At 74.2% G+C, this 26479-nt stretch carries 20 protein-coding genes; 4 read left to right on the forward strand and 16 right to left on the reverse strand.

Annotated elements, in window-relative coordinates; translation table 11 throughout:
* Positions 1-11: 11 nt before the first annotated feature.
* Complete coding sequence (locus AB0910_RS06465) at positions 12-884, reverse strand: hypothetical protein (protein ID WP_366743394.1); 873 nt, start codon at positions 882-884, stop codon at positions 12-14.
* A 458-nt stretch (positions 885-1342) separates the two neighbouring features.
* Between AB0910_RS06465 and sepH the strand changes: the two genes are divergently transcribed.
* On the forward strand, positions 1343-2473 hold the full coding sequence (gene sepH / locus AB0910_RS06470; protein ID WP_366743395.1) for a septation protein SepH: 1131 nt from the start codon (positions 1343-1345) through the stop codon (positions 2471-2473).
* 326 nt (positions 2474-2799) lie between these two features.
* Here sepH and AB0910_RS06475 read toward each other — a convergent pair whose 3' ends face one another.
* From AB0910_RS06475 to AB0910_RS06500, 6 genes are all read right to left on the reverse strand, one after another.
* The gene (locus AB0910_RS06475; protein ID WP_366743396.1) at positions 2800-3636 is read right to left on the reverse strand and encodes a sulfurtransferase; all 837 of its coding nucleotides are present in this window, start codon (positions 3634-3636) and stop codon (positions 2800-2802) included.
* Positions 3637-3675: 39 nt separating this feature from the next.
* Entirely contained in the window at positions 3676-4245 is a 570-nt protein-coding gene (locus AB0910_RS06480; RefSeq protein WP_366743397.1) for an NADPH-dependent FMN reductase, read from the reverse strand.
* A 155-nt stretch (positions 4246-4400) separates the two neighbouring features.
* Positions 4401-5051 carry a thymidine kinase gene (locus AB0910_RS06485; protein WP_366743398.1) on the reverse strand — a complete coding sequence of 217 codons (651 nt, stop codon included), beginning with the start codon at positions 5049-5051 and terminating at the stop codon, positions 4401-4403.
* Between the two features lie 95 nt (positions 5052-5146).
* The gene (locus AB0910_RS06490) at positions 5147-6361 is read right to left on the reverse strand and encodes a nucleotide pyrophosphatase/phosphodiesterase family protein (RefSeq protein WP_366743399.1); all 1215 of its coding nucleotides are present in this window, start codon (positions 6359-6361) and stop codon (positions 5147-5149) included.
* Positions 6358-6954 carry a DUF5998 family protein gene (locus AB0910_RS06495; RefSeq protein ID WP_366743400.1) on the reverse strand — a complete coding sequence of 199 codons (597 nt, stop codon included), beginning with the start codon at positions 6952-6954 and terminating at the stop codon, positions 6358-6360. Before AB0910_RS06495 ends, AB0910_RS06490 begins: the two co-directional genes overlap by 4 nt.
* Before the next feature lie 69 nt (positions 6955-7023).
* Complete coding sequence (locus tag AB0910_RS06500; protein ID WP_366743401.1) at positions 7024-9876, reverse strand: GNAT family N-acetyltransferase; 2853 nt, start codon at positions 9874-9876, stop codon at positions 7024-7026.
* Positions 9877-9968: 92 nt separating this feature from the next.
* On the opposite strand from AB0910_RS06500, the gene AB0910_RS06505 reads away from it, so the two are divergent.
* A complete protein-coding gene (locus AB0910_RS06505) occupies positions 9969-10250 on the forward strand; it encodes an HPr family phosphocarrier protein (protein ID WP_366743402.1) in 282 nt (93 codons plus the stop codon).
* Between the two features lie 85 nt (positions 10251-10335).
* Here the strand turns inward: AB0910_RS06505 and AB0910_RS06510 are convergent, their stop codons facing one another.
* Positions 10336-11697, reverse strand: a complete 1362-nt coding sequence (locus AB0910_RS06510) for a pitrilysin family protein (protein WP_366743485.1) — start codon at positions 11695-11697, stop codon at positions 10336-10338.
* A 17-nt stretch (positions 11698-11714) separates the two neighbouring features.
* Positions 11715-13076, reverse strand: a complete 1362-nt coding sequence (locus AB0910_RS06515; protein WP_366743403.1) for a pitrilysin family protein — start codon at positions 13074-13076, stop codon at positions 11715-11717.
* Positions 13077-13472: 396 nt separating this feature from the next.
* On the opposite strand from AB0910_RS06515, the gene AB0910_RS06520 reads away from it, so the two are divergent.
* Entirely contained in the window at positions 13473-15926 is a 2454-nt protein-coding gene (locus tag AB0910_RS06520; protein ID WP_366743404.1) for a DNA topoisomerase IV subunit A, read from the forward strand.
* 92 nt (positions 15927-16018) lie between these two features.
* Here AB0910_RS06520 and AB0910_RS06525 read toward each other — a convergent pair whose 3' ends face one another.
* Both AB0910_RS06525 and AB0910_RS06530 read right to left on the reverse strand, forming a co-directional pair.
* Entirely contained in the window at positions 16019-17086 is a 1068-nt protein-coding gene (locus AB0910_RS06525) for a GTP-binding protein (protein WP_366743486.1), read from the reverse strand.
* A gap of 201 nt (positions 17087-17287) precedes the next feature.
* Positions 17288-18445 carry a citrate synthase gene (locus tag AB0910_RS06530; RefSeq protein ID WP_366743405.1) on the reverse strand — a complete coding sequence of 386 codons (1158 nt, stop codon included), beginning with the start codon at positions 18443-18445 and terminating at the stop codon, positions 17288-17290.
* A gap of 97 nt (positions 18446-18542) precedes the next feature.
* On the opposite strand from AB0910_RS06530, the gene AB0910_RS06535 reads away from it, so the two are divergent.
* A complete protein-coding gene (locus AB0910_RS06535) occupies positions 18543-19796 on the forward strand; it encodes a citrate synthase (RefSeq protein ID WP_366743406.1) in 1254 nt (417 codons plus the stop codon).
* 379 nt (positions 19797-20175) lie between these two features.
* On the opposite strand, the gene AB0910_RS06540 is transcribed toward AB0910_RS06535, so the two are convergent.
* The 5 genes from AB0910_RS06540 to AB0910_RS06560 form a co-directional block, all read right to left on the reverse strand.
* Positions 20176-21786, reverse strand: coding sequence for a glycoside hydrolase family 13 protein (locus AB0910_RS06540; RefSeq protein ID WP_366743407.1), 1611 nt, complete (start codon positions 21784-21786; stop codon positions 20176-20178).
* 212 nt (positions 21787-21998) lie between these two features.
* Complete coding sequence (locus AB0910_RS06545) at positions 21999-22958, reverse strand: carbohydrate ABC transporter permease (RefSeq protein WP_366743408.1); 960 nt, start codon at positions 22956-22958, stop codon at positions 21999-22001.
* A 13-nt stretch (positions 22959-22971) separates the two neighbouring features.
* On the reverse strand, positions 22972-23934 hold the full coding sequence (locus tag AB0910_RS06550; protein WP_366743409.1) for a sugar ABC transporter permease: 963 nt from the start codon (positions 23932-23934) through the stop codon (positions 22972-22974).
* Positions 23935-23940: 6 nt separating this feature from the next.
* Positions 23941-25308 (reverse strand): extracellular solute-binding protein, encoded by a 1368-nt coding sequence (locus tag AB0910_RS06555; protein ID WP_366743410.1) that lies wholly within the window; start codon positions 25306-25308, stop codon positions 23941-23943.
* Between the two features lie 158 nt (positions 25309-25466).
* Positions 25467-26477, reverse strand: a complete 1011-nt coding sequence (locus AB0910_RS06560; protein ID WP_366743411.1) for a LacI family DNA-binding transcriptional regulator — start codon at positions 26475-26477, stop codon at positions 25467-25469.
* Between the last annotated feature and the right edge of the window lie 2 nt (positions 26478-26479).

The raw sequence follows: 26479 nt of genomic DNA on the forward strand, positions 1-26479 counted from the left end.
GTGCGGGCGGGTCAGCCCCCCGAGGGCGCGCCCGCGCCCTCGGGGGCCTCGGCGGGCGCACTCGCGCCGTCGCCGCCGTCTCCGGTGCTCGGCGAGGGGGTGGGCGCGGCGGGGCTCTGCCCGGTGCCGCCCGAGGGCGTCGTGCCGGGCGAGGGGGTGCGGCCGCCGGGGCTCGTGCTCCCCCTGCCCTCGCCCCGGCCGCTGCCGGGGCTCGGCGAGGTGCTCGCGCCGCCGGGTTCGGTGGAGCCGCCCTGCCCGGTACCGGCGGACTTGTCCGGCTTCCCCGAGTCGCCGGTGGAGGGGGTGGCCGGCGACGGGCTGCGGCCGCCGCTGCCGCCGCCGCTCACCACGGAGCCGATGGTCGTACGGGCGTTGCCGCCCAGGTCGTGGCCCGCGGCCAGCTCGTAGCCGGTGATGCAGACCATGGCGAGGAGGAAGACGACGACGGCACCGAGCACCGGCCGCTTCCAGCCGCGGCGGCGACTGCCGTGGCTGGTGGCCTCGCCGTAGTCGGCGCCGAGCACGTCGAGCGTGTCGGGCAGGCCGCCGCGGCTGTCGGGGCCCGCGGCCTGCGCGGGGATCTGACGGCCCCTCGGGCGCGTCTGCTCGGCGACGTCCTTGATGCGCTCGCCCGTGCGCCGGAAGAGGTAGTGGAAAATCGATCCGCCGCAGGTCGCGATCACGCTGACCACGCCCGCGCCGATGATCGTGCCGTACACGTCGAGCTGGGAGGCGAGGACGGCGGCCGCGACGGCGGCGAGGGCGCTGCCCGCGACCTGGGGAACGCTCAGATCGAGGCGCCTGCCCCTGCGTTCCGCCCCTTCCTCCCCCGGGTGCGCCCCGCCGTCGTGGCGTTTCGCCCCGCTGTCCAGCTTCTGATCCATCTCCAACCCCTGCTCGACGACTGCCCCAGCTTGCACCAGATGGGGACCGATGGGCGAAGCGAGAGGTTCCGCTCCGGCGGATTGTGTGAAGGGCAACACCCTCGGGGCGGGAAGCGAAACGCGTGTTCCCACGGGCCACGCGGAACCCGGGCGGCGCGTCTCTCCTCCCCGGTGGCCCCGAATGGAGTACTGTTGCGAGCCCTGGGGCCGGACGCCCCCACCAGCGCGTCCGGGACCTTCGGAAGGGGGCCGCACGTGGCACTCGATCCGGCGGGGCCGTTGCACCGCACGGACGCCTGCTGCACAGAGTGACCGGGTACGTCACTCTGCGTCGCAAACAGGTAACCGTGGCATAACGGCGATCCAGGGGCCCTGCCCGACACGCCGGGCAACACGGCAAGGTTGTGGCAGGCTGCACCCGGGCAGGCCACACTCGACCAGCGGAAGCAGCGACGCACGTGACGTCGGCAGGCACCACCCGGGAGGTTCCCATGCCCGAACTGCGTGTCGTGGCCGTCTCGAACGACGGCACACGACTGGTGCTCAAGGCTGCCGACAGCACGGAATACACCCTTCCCATCGATGAGCGGCTGCGCGCCGCCGTCCGCAACGACCGTGCGCGTCTCGGCCAGATCGAGATCGAGGTGGAGAGCCACCTCCGCCCCCGTGACATCCAGGCGCGGATACGAGCAGGTGCCTCGGCCGAGGAGGTCGCGCAGCTCGCCGGCATCCCCGTCGACCGGGTGCGCCGCTTCGAGGGGCCCGTGCTCGCGGAGCGGGCCTTCATGGCGGAGCGCGCGCGCAAGACGCCCGTACGCCGCCCCGGGGAGAACGCGGGGCCGCAGCTCGGCGAGGCGGTGCAGGAGCGGCTGCTGCTGCGCGGCGCCGAGAAGGACACCGTGCAGTGGGACTCCTGGCGGCGCGACGACGGCACCTGGGAGGTGCTGCTCGTCTACCGGGTCGCGGGCGAGCCGCACTCGGCGAGCTGGACGTACGACCCGCCGCGGCGGCTGGTGCAGGCGGTGGACGACGAGGCGCGCGCGCTGATCGGCGACACCGACGACACGGTCATGTCGCAGGAGCCGAGCTTCCCGTTCGTGCCGAGGATCGCCCGGCTGCCCAGGGAGCGCCAGGAGCGCTCGCTCGAGCGCGCCCTCGACCGGGCGCCCGAGCGCCCCGCGGTCACCGGCGAGCGGTACGACGACGACGGTGCCGGCACAGGCACCGGCGGCGCCGACGTGCTCGAAGGCGCGGACGGCCGCGAGCGCGACTCGCTGACGAGCCTGCTCGAGGCGGTGCCGAGCTTCCGCGGCGACCTGGTGGTCCCGGACCGCACGGGTCCGTCGGAACCCACCGTCCCGGAGATCGCCGAGGAGCCCGAGGAGGAGGAGCCGGTGGCGCCCGCCGCGTCGGCGGGTTCCGCGTACGCGGACGTGCTGATGCCCCGGTCAGTCGCGGGCCACCGCGAGCGCCTGACCGGCACGACGGACCGTCAGGCGGAGGCCGACGGCGTACGTCCCGGCCGCCGCGCCGCGGTCCCCAGCTGGGACGAGATCGTCTTCGGCACGCGCCGCAAGAAGAAGGAGTAGCCCCCGGGGGGGCACCGCACGGCGAGGGGCCCGGCCGGGAGGCCGGGCCCCTCGCCGCTCCCGGGACCACCGGGGCAGGCACACTCGTCGCCGCGGCCGCCGAGACCGGATGCCGCTCGCCGCCGACGGCCGTGGGCGCCCAAGGGCAGGCGCCGCGCGCCATCGGCCGTGGAGCCGCGGCCGTCAAGCAGACGCCCCCGCCGGCGCGAGTGCGCCCGTGGCTGCCGCTCGCCGGTCGGCGGTCGCGGTCGTCAGGGCAGGCGCCCCCTCGCTGCCGCGAGTGCGCCCCGCGTCGCGGTCGTGGGGCCGTGGGTGCCGGGGTGGGGTCAGGCGCCGGTGGCCGCCGGGCGGGACGGGTCGCGCGACCATTCGGACCAGGAGCCCGCGTAGAGCGCGGCCGGTACGCCCGCGAGTTCGAGGGCGAGGACCTCGTGGGCCGCCGAGACGCCCGAGCCGCAGTACACGCCGACCGCGGGCGCCGTGTCGGTGCCCAGGGCCGCGAAGCGCGCCGCCAGTTCGGCAGCGGGGCGGAACGTGCCGTCCGCCGCCGCGTTCTCGGTGGTCGGCGCGGAGACGGCGCCGGGGATGTGGCCGCCGACGCGGTCGACGGGCTCGACCTCGCCGCGGTAGCGCTCCCCCGCCCGCGCGTCGAGCAGCAGGCCGTCCCTGGCGAGGGCGGCCGCGCCGTCCGCGTCGAGCAGGGCGAGCGCGCCGGGCTCGGGCCGGAAGTCGCCCCCCGCCGGGACCGGCTCGCCGGTGCTCAGCGGGCGCTCGCCCCAGGCGGCGAGGCCGCCGTCGAGCACCCGTACGTCCGGGTGGCCGCACCAGCGCAGCAGCCACCAGGCGCGGGCGGCGGCCCAGCCCTGCCCGTCGTCGTAGGCGACCACGGGGGTGTCGGAGCGTACCCCCGCGCGGCGCATGGCGGCCCCGAACTCGGCCGTGTCCGGCAGCGGGTGGCGGCCGCGGTCGCCCGGCGGGCCCGCCAGCTCCCGGTCGAGGTCGACGAAGACCGCGCCCGGCAGGTGTCCGGCCGCGAAGGCCGCCCGCCCGTCGAAGGGCGGCGCGCCCGGCGCGGTCAGTCGCCAGCGGATGTCCAGCAGGACGGGCGGGTGTTCCCCCGCCAGGGCGTCGCTCAGTTCCCGGGCGCTGATGATGGCTGTCATACGGCCATCATCACGCACGGGCAGCGGGCGCGGCGAACGTCAGGCCGCGCGCAGCGGGCGCAGCGCGGCCTCGGTGCGCACCAGTTCGTCGAGCATGGTCTTCACGGCGCCTTCGAGGAGCTCGTTGGGCGTGAAGACGGCCTCGTCGTCGAGGAACTGCTGGACGAACGGGATGGAGACGGCCTCGAAGACCGGCGTCATCTTCAGCGTGGTGACGACCTGCTTGATCATCTGGGCGGCGCGGGTGCCGGCGGAGACGCCGCCGTAGGTGGTGAGGCCCACGGGCTTGTAGAGCCACTCGCTGTGCAGGAAGTCGATGGCGTTCTTGAGCTCGGCGTTGAAGCCGGAGTTGTACTCGGGCATGACGAAGACGAACGCGTCGCAGGCGGCGACGCGGGCGCTCCAGTCGCGGGTGTGCTGGTGGGTGTACTGACCGAGCCGCGGGTGGTTCGGCTCGTCCATGAAGGGCAGGCCGACCTCGGCGAGGTCGATCAGGTCGATTTCGTCGAAGCCCGCGTGCGCGCCGGCCTCCTTCTCCACCCACTGGGCCACGGGCAGGCCCACCCTTCCCGGGCGGGTGCTCGCGACGATGATCCCCAGCTTCGGCATACGTGCTCCTCGGATGCGTACGCGCGCGCGGTAGCGGCCGCGCCGCGGTCGCGGACAGTTGGTGCGACTCCAGTTGTTGCGAGTTCAACTAGTGTACGTACCCGAGGCGCCGCCCGAGAACCCCGGTCCCGCGTGACGGACGCCACGTGCCCGGCTCAGGCCGGGTTGACGGGCAGCACGTCCGGCGAGAGCGCGGCCGCCCGCGCCGCCGCAGCGGTCATGCGCCTGCGGTGGTGGCGTCGGCAGAGGACCTCGTAACCGGTCTCCCTGGCCGGGCGGTTCACGTCGCCGACCACGACCTGCGCGCCCTCGACCACCATCTCCCCGTCCACCGTGCGGGCGTTGTGGGTGGCGCGGGCGCCGCACCAGCACAGCGCCTCCACCTGGAGCTGCTCGATCCGGTCCGCCAGCTCGATCAGCCGCTGCGAGCCGGGGAACAGCCGGGTGCGGAAGTCCGTGGTGATGCCGAAGGCGAACACGTCGAGCCCCAGGTCGTCCACGACCCTGGCCAGCTGGTCGATCTGCTCGGACGCGAGGAACTGCGCCTCGTCCACGATCACGTAGTCGGCCCGGCCGCCGCCGGACATCATCTCCACCAGGAACGCGTACAGGTCGAGCCCCTCGGCCGCCTCGACCGCGTCCGTCACCAGGCCGAGCCGCGAGGAGAGCTTGCCCTCCCCCGCCCGGTCGTCCCGGGTGAACATGACGCCCTGGAGGCCGCGCGCGGACCTGTTGTGCCCGATCTGGAGCGCCAGCGTGCTCTTTCCGCAGTCCATCGTTCCGGAGAAGAACACCAGTTCAGGCATGGGAGAGCAGAAACCTTTCACGATCGGGGCGGCCGGGCGCTGATCCGGTGCGCGCCCGCGGCCCGCCGGGCGCGGGCGGACCGGCTCTGCGCGGGCTAGGTACGGACTTCGAGGAGCGGTACGAGCTGTTCGACGGGCGTCATCGAGCCGTGCATGCCGACCATGACCGACTCGCGCGGCTCGCGCTCCGACGCCGTGACGACGACATCGGCGCAGGCCGCGGCGACGACGTCGCCGATCCGCCCGTACGTGCGCTCGTCCACGGAGTCCGGCGGGCCGAACCAGCCCGCGGCGACGGCCTCGTCCCTGCCCGCCACCCAGAACCGGTCGCCGAGGACATCGCGCCAGACGGCCAGCACGTCGGCCGCGGCGCCCGGCACCGCGTAGACGTGCCGCGCCCGGCCCTCGCCGCCGAGGAGGGCGACCCCGGCGCGCAGCGCCCAGTCCTCGTCGAAGTCGATGCGCGACTCCTCGTCGAACGGGATATCGATCATGCCGTGGTCGGCGGTGACGTAGAGCGCGGAGCGCGGGGGCAGCGACTCGGCGAGCCGCTGGGCGAGCCGGTCCACGTACGCCAGCTGGCCGCGCCAGGCGTCGGAGTCGACGCCGAAGCGGTGCCCGTTGCTGTCGACCTCGCTGTAGTACGTGTACACCAGCGAGCGGTCGCCCGCGGCCAGCTCCTCGGCCGCGGCGTCCATCCGGTCCTCGCCCGCGAGCTTCCCCCGGTAGGTGCCACCGCTCAGCGCGACCTTGGTGAGCGGCGTGGACTCGAAGGACGGCGCCGAGACCTGCGCGGTGTGCACGCCCGCCGCGAGCGCGGCGGCGAAGACGGTGGGGTGGGGCTGCCAGGCGTGCGGGTCGGTCCACGGCTTCCACCGCAGCTGGTTCATGAGCACGTCCTTGGCGGGGTCGCGCACCGTGTAGCCGAGCAGGCCGTGGGCCGCGGGCACCGTGCCCGTGCCGACGGAGGCGAGCGAGGTCGCCGTTGTGGAGGGGAAGCCGGCGGTGAGGGGGCGGCCCGTGCCGCCGCGCGAGGTGCCGAGGAGCGAGGTGAGGAACGGCGCCTCGTCGGGATGCGCCCTGATCTGCTCCCAGCCGAGGCCGTCGACGAGGAAGACGCAGTTGCGGTCGGCGGGCGCGAGTTCCCCGATGGCGGCGGTGCAGCCGGGGACACCCTGGCCGGCGGCGAGCGTCGGCAGCAGGTCGGCGAGGGAGCCCGAGCCGTAGGCGGGCAGCGGTGCGGCGGCCGGGTCGAGCTGCTCGGGCTCTGCCGCGGCCGCTGCCCCGGGCCATTCGAAGCCGTCGGTCATGCGCGGCCGGCCGCCGGGCTCGCGGTGGCCTCGGAGAGCGCCTGCGCGAAGGCGAGGGTCTCCTTGACGGCCTCGATGCCGTCGCCCGCCTCGCTGACCCTGAGGCTCAGGTCGTCGGCGGTGGAGTTGCCGGTGTAGCCGTGGTCGGCCTCGCAGTCGGGGTCGCCGCAGGCCGCGGGCTCCAGGTCGATGCGCGAGACGGCGCCCCAGCCGATGGTGAGGACGACCTCGCGGGGCAGGGTGCCTGGCGCGTACGACTCCGGGTTGGCGACGACCCGGCTGACGACGACGGACGAGATCCGGTCGCGCTTGACCGACTCGGTCGACGTGGTGGCGTACGGCGTCGGCGAACCGGAGTCGGCGGCCTGCTCGTCGGTGTGGCTGACGATGAACCGGCGCTCCGTCAGGACCAGGACCGTGACATGGCGGCGCACCTCGTTCGCGTCGAACGTGGTCTCCTGGTGCACCAGATACGACGCGATCCGCTCGCCGCCGACGGCGGCCTCCACCGCCTCGGCCACGAGGGCGGGGTAGTAGCCGCTGCGCTCGATCGCCGTGCGCAGCCCCTGGGTCGTCGTGCCGGTCTTCGCCATGGCCCCCATCCTACGGGGGCGCCCCGGCCGCCCCGGCACCCGCGCGGCGGCCGGGAAGGGCCGCGGCGCTCAGTACTCGGGCAGCCGCCGCGGCCCGAGGTCGTCGAGCGCGGGCGGCGGCGCGAGCCGGGTGTGCGCGTCCAGCACGGTCAGGCCGCCGGTCGCGACGACGACGGGGTCGAGGGTGAGCGAGACGATCTCGGGGTGGTCGTCCACGAGGCGCGAGACGCGCAGCAGCAGCTCGGTGAGCGCGTCGGTGTCGACCGGGTCGGCGCCGCGCCAGCCGAACAGCAGCGGCGCGGTCCTGATGGACCTGATCAGTTCGGCGGCGTCCCGGTCGGTGGTGGGGATCAGCCGGTGGCCGAGGTCGCCGAGGAGTTCGGAGGGCGGGCCTGCGAGGCCGAAGGACAGCACGGCGCCCGCCGCGGGGTCGAGGGTGGCGCGCACCACGGTGTCGACGCCGCGCGGCGCCATCGCCTGGACGACGGGCCGCAGTTCGGCGGGCGCGCCGAGCGCGGTGGTCAGGTCGCGGTACGCGGCGCGCAGCTGGGCCTCGTCGCCGAGCCCGAGCCGTACCCCGCCGAGGTCGGCGCGGTGGCGCAGATGGGGCGCCGTGGTCTTCAGCGCGACCGGGTAGCCCACGGCGCGCGCGGCCCGCACGGCCTCGTCGGCGTCCTGCGCGGGCCTGGTGCCCAGCACGCGGATGCCGTAGTGGCCGAGGAGTGCGCGGCTGTCCGCCTCGGTGAGGGCGGTGCCCTGCGGCCGGTCGGAAGCGGCGAGCACCCGGGCGATCAGCGCCCCGGCGGCCGCCTCCTCGATGTCGTCGTACTCCGGCACGCGCCCCGGCTCGGCCGCCTCGTGCCGCCAGCGCGCGTACGCGGCGGCGACGGACAGCGCACGCGCGGCGCGCTCGGCGGCCGGGTAGGCGGGGATCCTCGGCTCCTTCGGCGCGGGCGCGGGCGCGGGAGGCGGCCCGGCGTGGGGCGCGGGCGCCCCGGCCGCGACAGGGGAGGCCGCCTCTTCCGGCGCCTCCGCGGGCGGCTGCGGGACCGGCGGCTGGGCGGGGGCGGTGCTCGCGGCCGCGGAGAGCGCCTCGGCGAGGCCGCCGATCTCGACGTACACGACGGCGACGGGCTTCGCGGGTGCGGCGGCGGCCGCCTCGCGCAGGGCCGCGGCGAGCGCACCGCCCGCCGTGGGCGCCTCGGTGCCGACGCGCGGGATCGCGGTGATGACGACCGCGTCGCACTCCGGGTCGTGCAGCGCCGCCGCCAGGCCGGCGCGGAAGTCCTCGGCCGTCGCCGAGGTGGTCAGGTCGCGCGGCGGCAGCGGGCGCAGCCCCTCCGTGAGGCAGGCGTCGTAGGTGAGCAGGCCGAGCGACTCGGAGTTGCCGACGATCGCCACGCGCGGGCCCGCGGGCAGCGGCTGGCCCGCGAGCAGCAGCCCGGCGTCGACGAGCTCCGTGACGGTGTCGGCGCGCAGCACGCCCGCCTGCCGCAGCAGCGCGGAGACGGTCGCGTCCGGGATGCGGGTCACCGGGACCGCGTGGCCCTGCGGCATGGAGCCGCTGTGCCGGGCGCCCTTGACGACCACGACGGGCTTGGCGGCCGCTGTGCGGCGCGCGAGGCGGGTGAACTTGCGCGGGTTGCCGATGGATTCGAGGTACATGAGGACGACGTCGGTGTCCGGGTCCTCGAAGCCGTACTGGAGGAAGTCGTTGCCCGACACGTCCGCGCGGTTGCCCGCCGAGATGAAGGAGGACAGGCCGGCGCCGCGCCGGTGCAGCCCGGAGAGCAGCGCGATGCCGATCGCGCCCGACTGGGTGAAGAGGCCGATCCTGCCGCGCGCGGGCGGGGCCGGCGCGAGCGACGCGTTGAGCCGCACGCCGTCGGCCGTGTTGACGATGCCGAAGGCGTTCGGGCCGATGATCCGCATGCCGTACGTGCGGGCCCCGCGCACCAGGTCGCGCTGGCGCGCCCGGCCCTCGGCGCCGCTCTCCGCGTACCCGGCGGAGAGCACGACCAGGCCCTGCACGCCGTGCTCCCCGCAGTCCGTGACGACCTCGGGCACCCGCTCCGCGGGCACGGCGACGACCGCGAGGTCGACGGGGCCCGGCAGGTCGGCGACGGCGCGCGCCGCCGGTACGCCGTCGATCTCGGTGGTGCCCGGCGGGAAGGCCGCGTTGACCGCGTACGTACGGCCGCGGTAGCCGCCGGCCAGCAGGTTGCGCAGGACACTGCGGCCGACGCCGCCCACCTCGCGGCCCGCCCCGACGACGGCGACGGAGCCGGGCGCGAGCAGGCGCTGCACCGAGCGCGCCTCGGCGCGCTGCTCGCGTCCTCGCTGCACGGCGAGGGAGCGCTCCGTGGGCTCCAGGTCGAGCGTCAGCCGGACCGCGCCGTCCTCGAAGCTGCGGCGCTGGGTGAACCCGGCGTCCATGAACACCTTGATCATCTTGCCGTTCTGCGGGAGGACCTCGGCGGCGAAGCGCCTGATGCCGCGCTCCCGCGCGACGGCCGCGATGTGCTCGAGGAGCGCGGAGGCGACGCCGCGCCCCTGGTGGGTGTCCTGGACCAGGAAAGCGACCTCGGCCTCGTCGGCACCGGTCCCGGCGGCCGCGCGCCCGTCGGCGCCGATGCGGTCGTAGCGCACGGTCGCGATGATCTCGCCGCCGACGGTCATCGCGAGGCCCACCCGGTCGACGTAGTCGTGGTGGGTGAAGCGGCGGACGTCCTTGTCGGACAGGCGCGGGTAGGGCGCGAAGAAGCGGTAGTACTTGGACTCGTCCGAGACGTGCTCGTAGAAGCTCACCAGGCGGCCCGCGTCGGCGGGCGTCATGGGCCTGATCCTGGCGGTGCCGCCGTCGCGCAGGACCACGTCCGCTTCCCAGTGCGCCGGGTAGGCGGTCTCGGAGGGCATCTCCATGACGAAAGCCTACGGCGGGGCACATCCGGTGGCCTCGGCGGCGGGTGCGATACTGGTCTAGACAACCTCTGGCAGATCCGAAGGGCAACACCATGGCTGAGCGCCGTGTCAACGTCGGCTGGGCCGAGGGCTTGCACGCCCGCCCCGCCTCCATCTTCGTCCGCGCGGCGACCGCCTCCGGCGTCCCCGTGACCATCGCCAAGGCCGACGGCTCCCCCGTCAACGCAGCCTCGATGCTCGCGGTGCTCGGCCTGGGCGCCCAGGGCGGCGAGGAGATCGTCCTCACCTCGGACGCCGAGGGCGCGGACGCCGCGCTCGACCGGCTGGCGAAGCTGGTCTCCGAGGGCCTCGACGAGCTGCCCGAGACCGTCTGAACGCCCGGGGCCACCGGCCCCGGCACCGCGACGGCACCCGGGCCCGGCGCGCATGCGCCGGGCCCGGGTGCCGTCTGCCGCAGCGCTAGACCACCGACACGGGGCCGATGCCCAGCGCCTCCACCGGCTCCTTGATGCGAGCCGCGTCGCCGACGAGCACCGTGACCAGGTGGTCGACGGGGAAGGCCGCCACCGCGGCCGCGGTCGCCTCGACCGTGCCGGTCTCGGCGAGGCGCGCGTACAGCCGCGCCTGGAAGTCGTCGGGCAGGTGCTGCTCGACCTGGTCGGCGAGGGTGCCGGCGACGGACGCCGCCGTCTCGTACTTGAGCGGGGCGACCCCCACGAGGTTCTGCACGGCGACGTCGCGCTCGGCGTCCGTGAGTCCCTCGGCCGCCAGGGTGCGCAGCACCTTCCACAGGTCGTCGAGCGCGGGCCCCGTGGACTCGGTGTCGACGGAGCCGCTGATCGCGAGGAGCGACGCGCCCGTGCCGTCGGCCGCGGAGCGCAGCACCTGGCCGAAGGCCCGCACGCCGTACGTGTAGCCCTTCTCCTCGCGCAGCACGCGGTCGAGCCGCGAGGTGAGCGTGCCGCCGAGGCAGTACGTGCCGAGCACCTGCGCAGGCCACACCCGGTCGTGCCGGTCGGGTCCCACCCGGCCGAGGAGCAGCTGCGTCTGTACGGCACCCGGCCGGTCCACGACCACCACGCGGCCGGTGTCGTCGGCGGTGACCGCGGGCACGGGGCGCGGCGAGCCCGGGTCGCCTGTCCAGGCGCCGAGCGTGTCGGCGAGCACCCGGTCCAGGTCGACGCCGGTCAGGTCGCCGACCACGACGGCGGTGGCCGTCGCGGGGCGCACGTGCGCCTCGTAGAAGGCGCGCACACCGGCGGCGTCGATGCGCGCGACGGTCTCCTCGGTGCCCTGGCGGGGCCGAGACATGCGCAGCGACGCGGGGAACAGCTCCTTGGAGAGCTGCTTGGCGGCGCGCCGGCCGGGGTTCGCGGTCTCGTGCGGGATCTCGTCGAGCCGGTTGCGCACGAGCCGCTCGACCTCGCCGGGCGCGAAGGCGGGCGCCCGCAGCGCGTCGGCGACCAGGCCGAGCGCCTTCGGCAGGCGGCGCACGGGCACTTCGAGGGAGACCCGGACGCCGGGGTGGTCCGCGTGGGCGTCGAGGGTGGCGCCGCAGCGTTCGAGCTCGGCGGCGAAGTCCTCGGCGCTCAGCTTGTCTGTGCCCTCGGACAGGGCGCGCGCCATGATCGTGGCGACGCCGTCGAGCCCCTCGGGCTCCGCGTCGAGCGGCGCGTCGAGGCAGACCTCGACGGCGACGACCTGCTGCCCCGGGCGGTGGCACCGCAGCACCGTCAGGCCGCCTGGCAGCGCGCCGCGCTCGGGCGCGGGGAAGGCCCACGGCTTGGGCTCGCCCGGCACGGGCCGCGGGTGGAACTCCATGGTGACGTCGGCGCCGCTCACTCGGCCGCCCCTTCCTGCTCGTCGCTGTCCGCCGCGCCGTCCGCCGCCTCGTCCGCGGGCAGCGGCTCGTACACCAGGACGGCCCGGTTGTCGGGCCGCAGCCGGGCCGCCGCGACCGCCTTCACCTCGTCGGCGGTGATGTCGAGGACGCGCTGCACCGCGGTGAGCGCGAGCTGCGGATCGCCGAACAGGACGGCGTACCTGCACAGTTCGTCGGCCCGGTCGGCGACGGTGCCGAGCCGGTCGAGCCACTCGCGCTCCAGCTGGGCCTGCGCGCGCTCCATCTCCTCGTCCGTGGGGCCCTCTTCGGCGAGGCGCGCGAGCTCCTCGTCGACGGCGGCCTCGATCTGCGGGATCTCCACCCCTGCGGACGTCTTGACGTCGAGCCAGCCGAGCGAGGGGGCTCCGGCGAGCCGCAGCAGGCCGAAGCCCGCGGCGACGGCGGTGCGGTCGCGGCGCACCAGGCGGTTGTGGAGGCGGGACGACTCGCCGCTGCCGAGGACGGTCAGCGCGAGGTCCGCCGCGTCGGCCTCCCGGGTGCCGTCGTGCGGCAGCCGGTAGGCGGCCATCAACGCGCGCGCGGGGACCTCCTCCCTGATCTCCTCGCGCAGCTCGCTGCCGATGGTGTCGGGCAGCGTGCCGTCGCGCGGCGGCTGCTTGCCGTCGTGGGAGGGGATCGAGCCGAAGTACTTCTCGATCCAGGCGAGGGTCTGCTCCGGGTCGATGTCGCCGACGACGGAGAGGACCGCGTTGTTGGGCGCGTAGTTGGTGCGGAAGAACGCGCGGGCGTCCTCCAGCGTGGCCGCGTCCAGGTCGGCCATGGAGCCGATGGGCGTGTGGTGGTACGGGTGGCCCTCGGGGTAGACGAGGGCGGTGAGGCGCTCGAACGCGGTGCCGTAGGGGACGTTGTCGTAGCGCTGGCGGCGCTCGTTCTTGACGACGTCGCGCTGGTTCTCCATCGACTCCTCGTCGAGGGCGGACAGCAGGGAGCCCATCCGGTCCGCCTCCAGCCACAGGGCGAGCTCCAGCTGGTGCGCGGGCATCGTCTCGAAGTAGTTGGTGCGCTCGAAGCTGGTGGTGCCGTTGAGCGAGCCGCCGGCGCCCTGCACCAGTTCGAAGTGGCCGTTGCCCTTCACCTGCGCCGAGCCCTGGAACATCAGGTGCTCGAAGAGGTGGGCGAGTCCCGTACGTCCCTTGACTTCGTGGCGTGAGCCGACGTCGTACCACAGGCAGACCGCGGCGACCGGGGTGAGGTGGTCCTCGGAGAGCACCACGCGCAGACCGTTGTCCAGGCGGTGCTCGGTAGCTGTCAGGCCGCCTGAACCGGCCTGTTCGGTGGCCGTGTGACCCATGGGCATGTACGTCCCTTCGCTCGCGGTGAACTGTGCTGGTGCCAGCCTGCCACTGTAGGCAAGCCCGCCGTCGGCCGCCGGGGCCGTGAAGCGGCTCGGACGGGTCTGCTACGGCGGTGCGCGCAGGCGCCGCTACGGCGGTGCGGGCGTCGGCTCACGTCGGTGCGGGCGTCCGCTCACGGCCGGTGCGCGCGGCCGGCGCGGCCCGCGGGCGGGCACGCGCGTACGGCCCCGCGCCGTTTCGCGCGTACGCTCCGACGCGCGGGAGCGGCCCGGGTCGATTCCGGCGTTGTCCGTGGCGCGGTCCACAATGGTCCGTGTCAGCCCCAGAAGTTGTCGCCGAACCCGGCGCGCGCGTCGTCGTACGCGCCGCGCTGTCCCTGTGAAGGAGCCGCAGCAGCGATGGCCCGCCGCAGCACGAAGACCCCGCCGCCCGAGGACTTCGAGGAGCGCATCCTCGACATCGACGTGGTCGATGAAATGCAGGCCTCCTACCTCGAGTACGCGTATTCGGTGATCTACTCGCGCGCCCTGCCGGACGCGCGGGACGGGCTGAAGCCGGTGCACCGCCGGATCGTGTACCAGATGAACGAGATGAACCTCCGCCCCGACCGCGGCTATGTGAAGTGCGCCCGGGTCGTCGGGGAGGTCATGGGCAAGCTGCACCCGCACGGCGACGCCTCGATCTACGACGCGCTGGTGCGCATGGCGCAGCCCTTCTCGATGCGGCTTCCCCTGGTCGACGGGCACGGCAACTTCGGCTCCCTGGGCAACGACGACCCGCCGGCCGCGATGCGGTACACCGAGTGCCGGATGGCCGACGCGACGTCGCTGATGACCGAGTCGATCGACGAGGACACCGTCGACTTCGAGGCGAACTACGACGGGCAGGAGCGCGAGCCGCTCACGCTGCCGGCCGCCTATCCGAACCTCCTGGTCAACGGCGCCTCGGGCATCGCGGTCGGCATGGCGACGAACATGCCGCCGCACAACCTGGGCGAGGTCGTGCAGGCCGCGCGGCACCTGATCAGGTACCCGGGCGCCGACCTGGAGACCCTGATGCGGTTCGTGCCGGGCCCCGACCTGCCGACGGGCGGCCGGATCGTCGGGCTCTCGGGCGTGCAGGACGCGTACGCGACGGGCCGGGGCACGTTCAAGATCAGGGCGACGGTCTCGGTGGAGGACGTGACGCCGCGCCGCAAGGGTCTCGTCGTCACGGAACTGCCGTTCACCGTCGGCCCCGAGAAGGTCATCGCCAAGATCAAGGACCTGGTGTCGGCGAAGAAGCTCCAGGGCATCGCCGACGTCAAGGACCTCACGGACCGGGAGCACGGGCTGCGGCTCGTCATCGAGGTCAAGAACGGCTTCGTGCCCGAGGCGCTGCTCGAACAGCTCTACAAGCTGACCCCGATGGAGGAGTCCTTCGGCATCAACAATGTCGCGCTGGTCGACGGCCAGCCGCTGACCCTCGGCCTCAAGGAGCTGCTTGAGGTCTACCTCGACCACCGGTTCTCGGTGGTGCGCAGGCGCAGCGAGTTCCGCCGCACGAAGCGGCGCGACCGGCTGCACCTGGTCGAGGGCCTGCTGGTGGCGCTGCTCGACATCGACGAGGTCATCAGGCTGATCCGCTCCAGCGACAACTCGGCGCAGGCGAAGGAGCGCCTGATGGAGCACTTCTCGCTCTCCGACGTGCAGACGCAGTACATCCTCGACACGCCGCTGCGGCGGCTGACCCGCTTCGACCGGATCGAGCTGGAGAGCGAGCGCGACCGCCTCAAGGCGGAGATCGAGGAGCTGACCAGGATCCTCGACTCCGACGCGGAGCTGCGGAAGGTCGTCTCGGCGGAACTGGCCGCGGTCGCGAAGAAGTTCGCCACCCCACGCCGTACGGCGCTGATCGAGGGCGGCGCCTCGGTCGCGGCGGTTCCCGTGCCGCTCCAGGTCGCGGACGACCCGTGCCGGGTGCTGCTGTCGTCCACGGGGCTGCTGGCCCGCACGGCGGACGACGGGCCGCTGCCCGCGGGCGACGGCAAGCGCGTCAAGCACGACGTGATCGCCTCCGCGGTCCCCGCGACCGCGCGCGGCGAGATCGGCGCGGTCACCTCGGCGGGGCGGCTGCTGCGGGTGCCGGTGGTCGACCTGCCGCAGCTGCCCGAGATGTCCGGTGCGCCGAACCTCTCGGGCGGTGCACCCGTCGCGGAGTTCCTCACGCTCGAAGGGGACGAGTCGGTGATCTGCCTGACCACGCTCGACGAGTCGTCGCCCGGCCTCGCGATCGGCACGCTCCAGGGAGTGGTGAAGCGGGTGGTGCCCGACTACCCCTCCAACAAGGAGGAGTTGGAGGTCATCACGCTGAAGGAGGGCGACCGGATCGTCGGCGCGGCCGAGCTGCGCACCGGCGAGGAGGACCTGGTCTTCATCTCGTCCGACGCCCAGCTGCTGCGGTATCAGGCGGCGCAGGTGCGGCCGCAGGGCCGGCCCGCGGGCGGGATGGCGGGCATCAAGCTGGCCGAGGGGGCGCGGGTCCTCTCGTTCACCGCGGTCGACCCGTCGGCGGAGGCGGTGGTGTTCACGGTCGCGGGCTCCCACGGCACGCTGGACGACTCGGCGCGCACGGCGAAGCTCACGCCGTTCGACCAGTACCCGCGCAAGGGCCGCGCCACGGGCGGCGTGCGCTGCCAGCGGTTCCTGAAGGGCGAGGACACGCTGGTCCTCGCATGGGCGGGCGCGAGCCCGGTGCGGGCCGCGAAGGCGGACGGCTCGGCCGCGGCGCTGCCCGAGCCCGACCCGCGCCGCGACGGCTCGGGCACGCCGCTGACCCACGAGGTCGCGGCGCTCGCGGGCCCGGCGCACTGAGGCGCGGCGGCCCGCCGGGTCCCCCGCGGACCCGGCGGGCCGCCCCTGCTCCCGCGCGAGGCCGCCGGGAAGCGGGCGGCGGCGCGGCGGGCTCAGGTCTCCGGCGCCGCGACGTAGCGCAGGACGCCCCACATGGCGGGCCTGCCCTCGGGCGCGGGCTCGGGGTCGGCGGCGGGCGGGGCGCCCTCCGGTGCCTCGCACGCGGCGAGGGCCGCGGTCAGGGCGTCCTTGTCGATGCCCATGCCGATGAGGACGAGCTGGGTCAGGCGCTCGGCGCCGGGCGGCCAGGGCTCGGGGGTGAAGCGCAGGAAGCGGCCGACCGCGTGCACGCCGTACCGGTTGCCCGGGTCGGCCGGGCCGAAGTCGACATGGCCCTTGATGCGGTACAGGCCCTCCGACCGGTCGTCGAGGAACGCCATCAGGGCGCGCGGGTCCATCGGCCGCCGCGCGGTGAACTCCGCGCTGTCGTAGGCGGCGTGCAGATGGGCGCCGTGGTCAGCGGGCGCGAGGAGGTCCTCGAACGACAGCTGGCCGGCCGTCTCGCCCCGCGGCCTGCGGTCGAGCAGCAGGTCGGGGGCGAGGCGGCCGTGGGTCACGGCGACGGCGGGCACACCGGGCGCCGCCTCCGCCACGGCGGCGCGGACCGCGGCGAGCCCCTCGTCGCCCGCCAGGTCCGCCTTGTTGAGCACCACCAGGTCGGCGACGGCGAGTTGCTGCGCGAGGCCCGGGTGGCGCGCGCGCACCGCCTCGAACCCGGCGGTGTCCACCACCTCGACGAGGCCGCCGTACCGCACGCGCGGGTTGTCGGAGGCGAGCAGCATCCGCACCAGTTCGCGGGGCTCCGCGAGGCCGCTCGCCTCGATGACGACGACGTCGATGCCGAGCGCGGGGTCGGTGAGCCGCTCCAGGTAGGCGTCGAGTTCGCTCGCGTCGACCGCGCAGCACAGGCAGCCGTTGCCGAGGGAGACCATGGACGAGCCGACCTGGCCTGCGACGGTCATGGCGTCGATCTCGATGGCGCCGAAGTCGTTGACGACGACGCCGATCCTGGTGCCGCGGCTCTCCCGCAGCAGGTGGTTGAGGACGGTGGTCTTGCCCGCCCCGAGGAACCCGGTGAGGAGGACGACCGGCACGGGCTCCGCGGGCGCGGGCCGCCGGATGCCGGGCTCTGCGGCCGCCCAGGGCTCTGCGGGTGCGGGCTCTGCCGATGCGGGCTCTGCCGGATCGGACGCGGCGAGGTCCGACGCGGCGGGGCCGGTCGCGGCGGGATCGGACACGGCGGGGTCGGGCTGCGGATCAGGCGTGGTCACGGGCCCCGATCGTAGTCGCGGTGCGGCCGCAGCCCGCGTCGGCGACGCCCGTCACGGCGCGGGAACCGGCTGCGGGGGCGGCGGGCCCGCATAGCGCGCCGCCGGGCGGATGATCTTCGTGTCGGTGGCCTGCTCCAGGACGTTGGCGCTCCAGCCGACCACCCGCGCCACGGCGAAGGTGGGCGTGAACATGGCACGTGGCAGCCCACACTGGTCCATCACGACGCCCGCGTAGAACTCGACGTTGGTGTGGAGTGCGCGGCCCGGCTTGAGCTCGGCGAGGATCGCCTCCACGCGCTCCTCCACCTGGACGGCGAAGTCGGCGAGCGGGCCGCCGTGCTCCCGCGCGATGCCGCGCAGCAGCCGGGAGCGCGGGTCCTCGGTGCGGTAGACGGCGTGCCCGAAGCCCATGATCCGCTCGCCCGCGGTGACCCGCTCCCTGATCCACGGGTCGATCCGGTCGACGGAGCCGATCGCGTCGAGCGCTTCGAGGGCGCGGGCGGGCGCGCCGCCGTGCAGCGGTCCGGAGAAGGCGCCGACCGCGCCGGTGAGGCAGGCGGCGAGGTCGGCACCGGTGGCGGCGACGACCCGGGCGGTGAAGGTCGACGGGTTGAAGCCGTGGTCGATCGTGGCGACGAGGTACTGCTCGACGGCCCGCACGTGCGCGGGCTCGGGCTCGCGGCCGGTGAGCATGTGCAGGTAGTCGGCCGCGTGTCCGAGGTCGTCGCGGGGTGCGACGGGGGCGAGGCCGCGGCCGAGCCGGTGCAGCGAGGTCAGGATGGCGGGGACGGCGGCGCAGGCGGCGAGCGCGTCCTCGGCGCGGCGCGCGGGGCCGGTGTCGTACAGGGGCCGCAGGCCGGTGGCACAGCCGTAGAGGGAGAGCGCCGTGCGCAGCCCGGCGAGCGGTCCGCCGCCCGCGCGGGCGATCGCCGGCAGGGCGTCGCGCACGGCGTCGGGGAGCCGGCGCAGCGCGGCGACCCGGGCGGCGAAGGCGGCCGACTGCTCGGCGTCGGGCAGCTCCCCGTGGAACATCAGGTGCCACACGTCCTCGAAGCTGCGGCGCCGCGCGAGCTCGATCGCCGAGTACTGGCGGTAGTGGTAGAAGCCCTCGCCGCCGCGCACGTCCCCGAGCGCGGTCTCGGTGACGACGACACCCGCGAGCCCCCGGGGCACGTCGACGGCGGCGGGCTGCGTCCTGCTGTCCTGCATGGTCTCTCCTCCTCGGCTTGACTCGACTGTCCATGGTGGATAAATACGTGTCAATATTGATTGAATCAATGTGTCAGGGTCTGTGTACAGTGATCTCATGACGGAGACGACGGGCGAGGGGCCCGCGGTCGACGGCGCCCGGCTGACCACCCGGGAGGCCGCGCGGCGGCTCGGGGTGAAGCCCGAGACCGTGTACGCCTATGTCAGCCGCGGCCAGCTCACCAGCCGCCGCGACCCGGCGGGCCGCGGCAGCACCTTCGACCCGCGGGAGGTCGACGCGCTGGTGCGCAGGGGCCGCCGCGAGCCGCCCGCCGACCAGGACGCGAGCCTGCGGGTGAGCACGGGCATCACGCTGATCGAGGCGGACCGCTACTGGTACCGGGGGGTGGACGCCGTGGAGCTGGCCCGCCGCCACCGGTACGAGGAGGTCGCGGAGTGGCTCTGGACGGGCACGCTGCGGGCGGGGCTGCGCCTCACCGCGCCCGCGGGGCCCCTGGCGGCGGCGCGGCGCGCGGTCGGCGCGCTGCCGCCGTACAGCGCGAGCACGGACCGGCTGCGGGTGGCGGTGGTCGCCGCGGCGGCCGCCGACCCGCTCCGCTTCGACCTGTCGGGGGACGCGGTGCTCGGCACGGCGCGCTCGCTGATCCCGACGCTGGTGGACGCGCTGCCCGTGGCCGCGGGCGCGAGCGGCGGCGACGCCGGGCCGCTGGCGGCCCGGCTGTGGGCCCGGCTGACGCCGAGGCCGCCTGACGCGCCCGCGCTGCGCGCGCTGGACACGGCGCTCACCCTGCTGATCGACCACGACCTCGCGGCCTCCACGCTGGCCGTGCGGGTGGCGGCGTCGGCGCGCGCCCATCCGTACGCGGTGGTCTCGGCGGGGCTCGGCGCGGTGGACGGGCCGCTGCACGGCGCGGCGAGCGGTCTGGTGCACCGGATGCTGGCCGAGGTGCTCGACCGGGGCGGCGCGGCGGCCGTGGTGGCGGACCATCTGCGGGCGGGTCGGGGGGTGCCGGGGCTCGGCCACCGGCTGTATCCGCGCCAGGACCCGCGCGCGACGGCCCTGTTCGAGGCGCTCGGCGCGGTGCCTGAGGCCGCGTCCGCGGTGGCGGCGGCGCGCGAGGTGGCCGCGGTGGCGGCGCCGCAGGACCGGTCGGGCGCCACTGTGGACCTGGCGCTCGGCGCGCTCACGGTGGCCGCGGGGATGCCACCGGAAGCGGGCGAGACGGTGTTCGCGGTGGCCAGGACGGCGGGATGGATCGCGCACGCGATGGAGGAGTACGGCGAGCCGCCGCTGCGGATGCGGCCGAGCGGGCACTACACGGGGCCGCGTCCGCCCCGGCCGCTGCCCTGAGGCGGCGGGCCGGGGCGGACGCGGGAGGACGCGCGGGCGCTGCTTCGGCTGCGGCCGGCCGGGCGGTCGTCCCACGCCGTGTCCCAGCCGGAGTCGCCGGGGCCCAGGTCGAGCGTGAAGGTGCCGCTGCCCTGGGGGAAGGGTCAGTCGCAGACGCCGGCGGCGCCGACTCCGGTGGCGCGCACGTTGCGGACGGAGGCCGGTCCGGGGGCTCGGCCTGCACGGCGACGGTGCCCGCGCCGTCGCCGGTCGCGCGTCCACGGTGACGCTCTTCACCGCTTGCCCGTGCCGCCGCCTGAGACGGACCCGAAGGCGCTGTACGGGCTGCCGGTGAGGGCCTCGGGACCGGGGCGCGGGCCGCGGAGTGCGGAAGGCGGCGTCAGGCGCTCAGCCAGACCGCCGTGTCGGCGGGCAGCCGCCCGTCCTCGGTGAGCGGCCCGCTCGCCAGCAGCACAGCGCCGTGCGCGGGCAGCCGTACGGGCGCCGCGGAGAGGTTGGCCACGCAGCGCAGCCCCTCGCCGCGTTCGAAGGCCAGCACGCCGGGTGCCGCGTCGAGCCAGGTGAGGCCCGTGGAGCGGAACCCGGGTCTGGCCCTGCGCAGCGCGAGCGCGGCGCGGTAGAGGGAGAGCATGGAGTGAGGGTCCGCCGCCTGCCGGTCCGCCGCGTAGGCGGCCCAGCCCGCGGGCTGCGGCAGCCACGGCTCGCCCGTCGAGCCGAACCCGGCGTACGGCGCGTCCGCGACCCACGGCAGCGGCACCCGGCAGCCGTCGCGCCCCGGGTCGGTACCGCCCGACCTGCTGTGCATCGGGTCCTGGATGAGCTCGCGCGGGATCTCCGCCTCCGGCAGGCCGAGTTCCTCGCCCTGGTAGAGGTAGACCGCGCCGGGCAGGGCGAGCGAGAGGAGCGCGGCCGCGCGGGCCCTGCGGGTGCCGAGTTCCAGGTCCGTGGGGGTGCCGAAGCGCTTGCGCTCGAAGGCGAAGCCGGTGTCGTCGGCGCGGCCGTAGCGGGTGACCGTGCGCGTCACGTCGTGGTTGCACAGCACCCAGGTGGCGGGCGCGCCCACCGGCGCGTGCTCGGCGAGCGTCTCGTCGATGGACGCGCGCAGCCGCCCCGCGTCCCAGGGGCAGGCGAGGAAGCTCAGGTTGAAGGCGGTGTGCAGCTCGTCGGGGCGCAGGTAGCGCACGAACCGCTCGGTGTCGGGCAGCCAGACCTCGCCGACGAAGACGCCGTCGTACTGGTCGGCGACGGCGCGCCAGGAGCGGTAGATGTCGTGCAGGTCGTCCCGGTCGACATACGGGTGCGGGTCGGTGCCGGGCGTGAAGTCGGGCAGCGCGGGGTCCTTGGCGGGCAGCACCGCCGAGTCGATCCGTACGCCCGCGACGCCGCGGTCGAACCAGAAACGCAGCACGTCCTCGTGCTCGGTGCGCACGGCCGGGTGGTCCCAGTTGAGGTCGGGCTGCTCGGGTGCGAAGAGGTGGAGGTACCACTCGCCGTCGGGCAGCCGGGTCCAGGGCGTGCCGCCGAACTCGCCGATCCAGTCGTTGGGCGGGATCTGACCCGCGTCGCCGCGGCCCGCGCGGAAGTGGAACAGCGCGCGCTCGGGGCTGCCCGGCCCCGCGGCGACGGCGGCGCGGAACCACGGGTGCTGGTCGGAGACGTGGTTGGGGACGATGTCGACGATCGTCCTGATGCCCAGCTCCCCGGCCTCGGCGATCAGCTTCTCGGCCTCGGCGAGCGTGCCGAACTGCGGGTCGATGGTGCGGTAGTCGGCGACGTCGTAGCCGCCGTCGGCCAGCGGCGACAGGTACCAGGGGGTGAACCACAGGGCGTCGACGCCCAGTTCGACCAGGTACGGCAGCCTGGCGCGGACGCCGGCGAGATCGCCCGTCCCGTCGCCGTCACCATCGGCGAAGCTCCGCACGTAGACCTGGTAGATCGCGGCGCTGCGCCACCAGTTCCGGTCGGCGGGCTCCAGGGGGCTGCCTTTCATGCGTGATCCTTTCAGGCGTGTGCGTCGGCCGCACGGCGGTGCCGTCCGTGACGGGGCGTCGGTGGTTCGCGGGCCGCGCACCGCAGCGGCGGGGCGTCGTCGGGCTGCGGTGCGCGGGTCGTACGGGCAGGGACGGGCGCGGGCGGGCGGCGCGGGGCGGCGGGCCCCCGCGCGCCGCCCGCCGCCCGGAGGCGCCACGCGGCCTGCCCTGCCTAGCCCTTGGTGCTGCCCGCGCTGATCCCGGCGATGATGTGGCGCTGGAAGACGAGGAACATGACGACCATCGGCACGCTGGCGATCACCATCGCGCCGATCAGGTCCGTCTGCGGCACGTCCTGGGAGAGCTGGACGAGCGCGACACTGATGGGCTGGTGGTCGGGGGCGGCCGAGAAGACCATCAGCGGCCACAGGAAGTCCTGCCAGACCGCGACGAGCGCGAAGATCGACACGACGCCGAGCACGGGCCGCGACATCGGCAGCAGGATCGACCAGAGCTGGCGCAGCTTCCCCGCGCCGTCGATCTCGGCCGCCTCCAGCACGTCGCGGGGTATCTGGTCGAAGAACCGCTTGAGCAGGTACAGGTTGAAGGCGTTGGCGACGGCCGGCAGCCAGATCCCGGCCGGGTTGTCGAGCAGGCTGGTGTGCAGGAGCGGCAGGTCGGCGACGGTCAGGTACTTCGGTACGACGAGCGCCTGCGCCGGCACCATCAGGGTGGCGAGGATCGCGCCGAGGATCACCTTGCCGAAGACGGGCTTCAGCTTGGACAGCGCGTACGCGGCCGCGGTGCAGAAGACCAGTTGGAGCACCCAGGCACCGGCCGCCTGCACCACCGTGTTCCACAGGTGGTCGGGCAGCTGCATCAGGTTCCACGCCTCGCCGTAGTTGCCGAAGTGCCACTTCTCCGGCGCCACGGTGGGCGGGTTGCGGTTGAGCTCGTCGGGCGACTTCAGCGCGCCGGTGGCCATCCAGTACACCGGGAAGAGGAAGGCGAGCACGAACAGGAGCAGGACGAGCCCGAAGACGCTCCAGTAGACGGCCCTGCCCCGGCGGCTCGCGAGGGCCAGCGGCGAGACCAGGGTGCGGACGCCGGAGCCCGCGCCGCTGCGCCGGTCTGCCCGGCGCGCGGGGACCGCGGGCGCCTGCGGCTCGGGAGGCGCGATGGTGGTGGTCATGACGGCGCGCTCCTCAGTCGTCGGTGCGGGTGAGCCGCAGGTAGAGGGCGGAGAAGAGGCCGAGCAGCACCAGCAGCATGACACTGAGGGCGCACGCCCCGCCGAAGTTGTTGTACTGGAAGGCGTACTTGTAGATCAGGTACAGCACCGTGACGGTGGCGTCCTGCGGCCCGCCGCCGGTGATCACGTACGGCTCGGTGAACACCTGCATCGTCGCGATGATCTGCAGCAGCATGAGCATCAGCATGATGAAGCGGGTCTGCGGGATCGTCACGTGGCGCACGCGCTGCAGGACGGACGCGCCGTCCAGCTCGGCCGCCTCGTACAGCTCGCCGGGGATGCCCTGGAGGGCCGCGAGGTAGATGAGGACGGTGCCGCCCATGTTGGCCCAGGTGGAGACGAGGACCAGAGAGACCAGCGCGGTGGAGGTGCCGTTGGTCCAGTTCGAGGTCGGCAGATGCGCGAAGCGCAGCGCCTCGTTGGCGAGGCCCGCGCCCGGGTCGTAGAACCACTTCCACAGCAGGGCGCTGACCACCGGCGGGATCATCACCGGCAGGTAGACCACGACCCGGAAGAACGACTTCGCGTGCCGCAGCTCGTTGAGCACGAGCGCGGTGACGAACGGGACGAGGAAGCCGATCAGCAGCGCGATCACCGTGAAGGAGAAGGTGTTGCGCCACGCCGCGGCGAACTCGGGGTCGTGCAGGACCTGCGTGAAGTTGCGGGTGCCGACCCACTGCGGCGGCGAGCCGGGGATGTAGCGCTGGAAGGAGATGACCACCGCGCGGATCGCCGGGTACCAGGAGAACAGCGCGAAGCAGATCAGGCCGCCGAGCAGGAAGGCGTAGGCGCGGGCCTGCTCGGTCAGCCTGCGGCTCAGGGGCCTGCGGGGGGCCGCGGTCCGGCCCGGCGGGCGCGCCCCCTCGGTGAGGGGACGGGCCGCGGCGGGCCCTGCGGGTGCCTGGGCGGTCTTCATCGGCTGTCAGCCCTGCTGGGCCAGCACGGAGTCGATCTTGGTCTGGGCGTCCTTGAGCAGCCCGTCGATGTCCGCGCCCTTGTCGGTGAGGACCGCGGAGACCGCCGAGTCGAGGACGGAGTAGATCTGCTGGGCGTCGGGCGGCTCGATCACCGGGGTGAGCTTCGGGTTGCCGTCGGCGAACGCCCGGTAGTTGCCGACCGGGATGTTGGCGTACTGCTTCTTGAGCGCCAGGTTCTTCGTGTCGTAGCTGCCGCCCTGGGTCCACAGCCGGGGTTCCGGCAGGCCCACGGGGGACTTCTGCTCGCTCAGGTACTGCCAGTTGCTCAGGCCCTTGCCGGGGGTGTTGGTCTCCAGCGCGAGGAACTTCAGTCCGGCCCTGATCTGCGCGGGAGTGTCCTTCTTGTTGAACATGTAGCCGTCGCCGCCCGCGAGGGTGGCCTTGCCGCCCGGCATCGGGGCGAGCGCCATGTCCTTGTAGTCGCCGCCGTACTGCTTGGCGATGGTGGGCACGTTGTCCGGCGCCGCGATGTACATGCCGAGCTTGCCGGTGCCCATCATCTGCTGCACGTCGTTGAGGATGAGCAGCTGCTTCGAGCCCATGGACCCGTCCGTCCAGCGCATGTCGTGCAGATTCTGCAGGACGGCCCTGCCCTGGGGGGTGTCCACGGTGGCCTTCTTGCCGTCCGCGCTCACGGCCTGCCCGCCCTGTGAGTACAGCTCGGCGACGAAGTGCCAACCGCCCTGGTTCTGCGCGCTGTAGTCGGCGTAGCCGACCGTGCCGTGGCCGAGGGCCGCGATCTTCTTGGCGTCGGCGCGCACCTCCTGCCAGGTGGTGGGCGGCTCGGCCGGGTCGAGCCCGGCCTTCTTGAAGAGGGTCGGGTTGTAGAGCAGGCCCATCGTGTAGTTGGTGCGCGGGACGCCGTACACCTTGCCGTCGACCGTGTACATCGCCCGCAGCTTGGGGTCGATCTCGTTCCAGCCGGGCAGGTCCTTCACGTAACGGGTGATGTCCGCGGCCTGGTTGATGCCGACGACGTGCTTCACGTCGGTGAAGTACGTGTAGAAGACGTTCTCCATCTGCCCGCCCGCGAGCTTGGCGTCGAACGTCTTGGGGTCCTCGCACGGGAAGGTGTCGTGCGCGGTGAGCTGGATCTTCGGGTTCTGCTTCGCGAACGTGGCGATGTCGTTCCTGAAGGCCGCGCGGTCGACCTTGTTCGACTTGGGCGGCATGCAGTTGACGGTGAGTGCCGTCCTGCCGTCGGCGGTCGTCGCGCCGCCGCCCTTGCCTGAGGAGCAGGCCGCCACTGCGGTGAGAGCCATCGCGGCGGCTGTGGCGGCGGTGCACGTGCGGCGGAACCCGGGACTTCTCATCGGTGGGACCCCTCTAGGGCAGGAGCGTGGGAACCCGCACAGCTGCTCGCTGTGTGGCGGCGCTCACTCAACCACTAACTACGGATGTCCGCAATATGTCGCTCCTATTTCGCAAATACCTGACAGCTCGCTGCATCCGGGGACCGGGGTGCGTCGCGTCAGCCCCTCGGCGCCTGCGCGGTGGAGCTGCGGACCACGAGCTCGGGCTCGAAGAGCAGCTCGCCCGGCGGCACCGCGCCGCCCTGGATCTGCGCGGAGAGCATCTCCACCGCCGCCCTGCCCATCGCCTCGATGGGCTGGCGCACGGTGGTCAGCGGCGGCTCCATGCAGTTCATGAACGCACTGTCGTCGAAGCCGACGACGGACACCTCGGACGGCACGCCGAGGCCGCGCCTGCGGGCCGCCCGCACGGCGCCGAGCGCCATCGGGTCGCTCGCGCAGATGAAGCCGGTCACGCCGCGGTCCAGCAGCCGGGAGGTGGCGGCCTGACCGCCTTCGAGGGAGAACATCGTGCGCTCCACGTACTCCTCGGGCAGCACGGTGCCGCCCGCCTCCGCGGTGGCGCGCGCCGCGCCCAGCTTGCGGCGGGAGGGCACGTGGTCCTCGGGGCCGAGCACCAGGCCGATCCGCTCGTGGCCGAGTGAGGCGAGGTGGCGCCACGCCTGCTCCACGGCGACGGCGTCGTCGCAGGAGATGCAGGGGAAGTCGAGGTTCTCGATGGGGGCGTTGATGAGCACGACCGGGATCCTGCGCTCGGCGAGCAGCCGGTAGTGGTCGTGCGGCGCGTCGGCCTGCGCGAAGAGGCCGCCCGCGAACACCACACCTGACACCTGCTGCTGGAGCAGCAGCTCCACGTAGTCCGCCTCCGAGACGCCGCCCTTGGTCTGGGTGCACAGCACGGGAGTGAGCCCCTGCTGGGCCAGCGAGCCGCCGATGACCTCGGCGAACGCGGGGAAGATGGGGTTCTGCAGCTCCGGCAGGACCAGGCCGACGAGCCGGGCACGCTCCCCGCGCAGCTGGGTGGGGCGCTCGTAGCCCAGGACGTCGAGCGCGGTCAGCACGGACTGCCGGGTCGCCTCGGAGACCCCCGGCTTGCCGTTGAGGACCCGGCTGACCGTGGCCTCGCTGACTCCCACTTTCTTGGCCACCTGAGCAAGTCGTCGCGTCATGG

The organism is Streptomyces sp. NPDC047002, assembly GCF_040704505.1.
Lineage (GTDB): Bacteria > Actinomycetota > Actinomycetes > Streptomycetales > Streptomycetaceae > Streptomyces.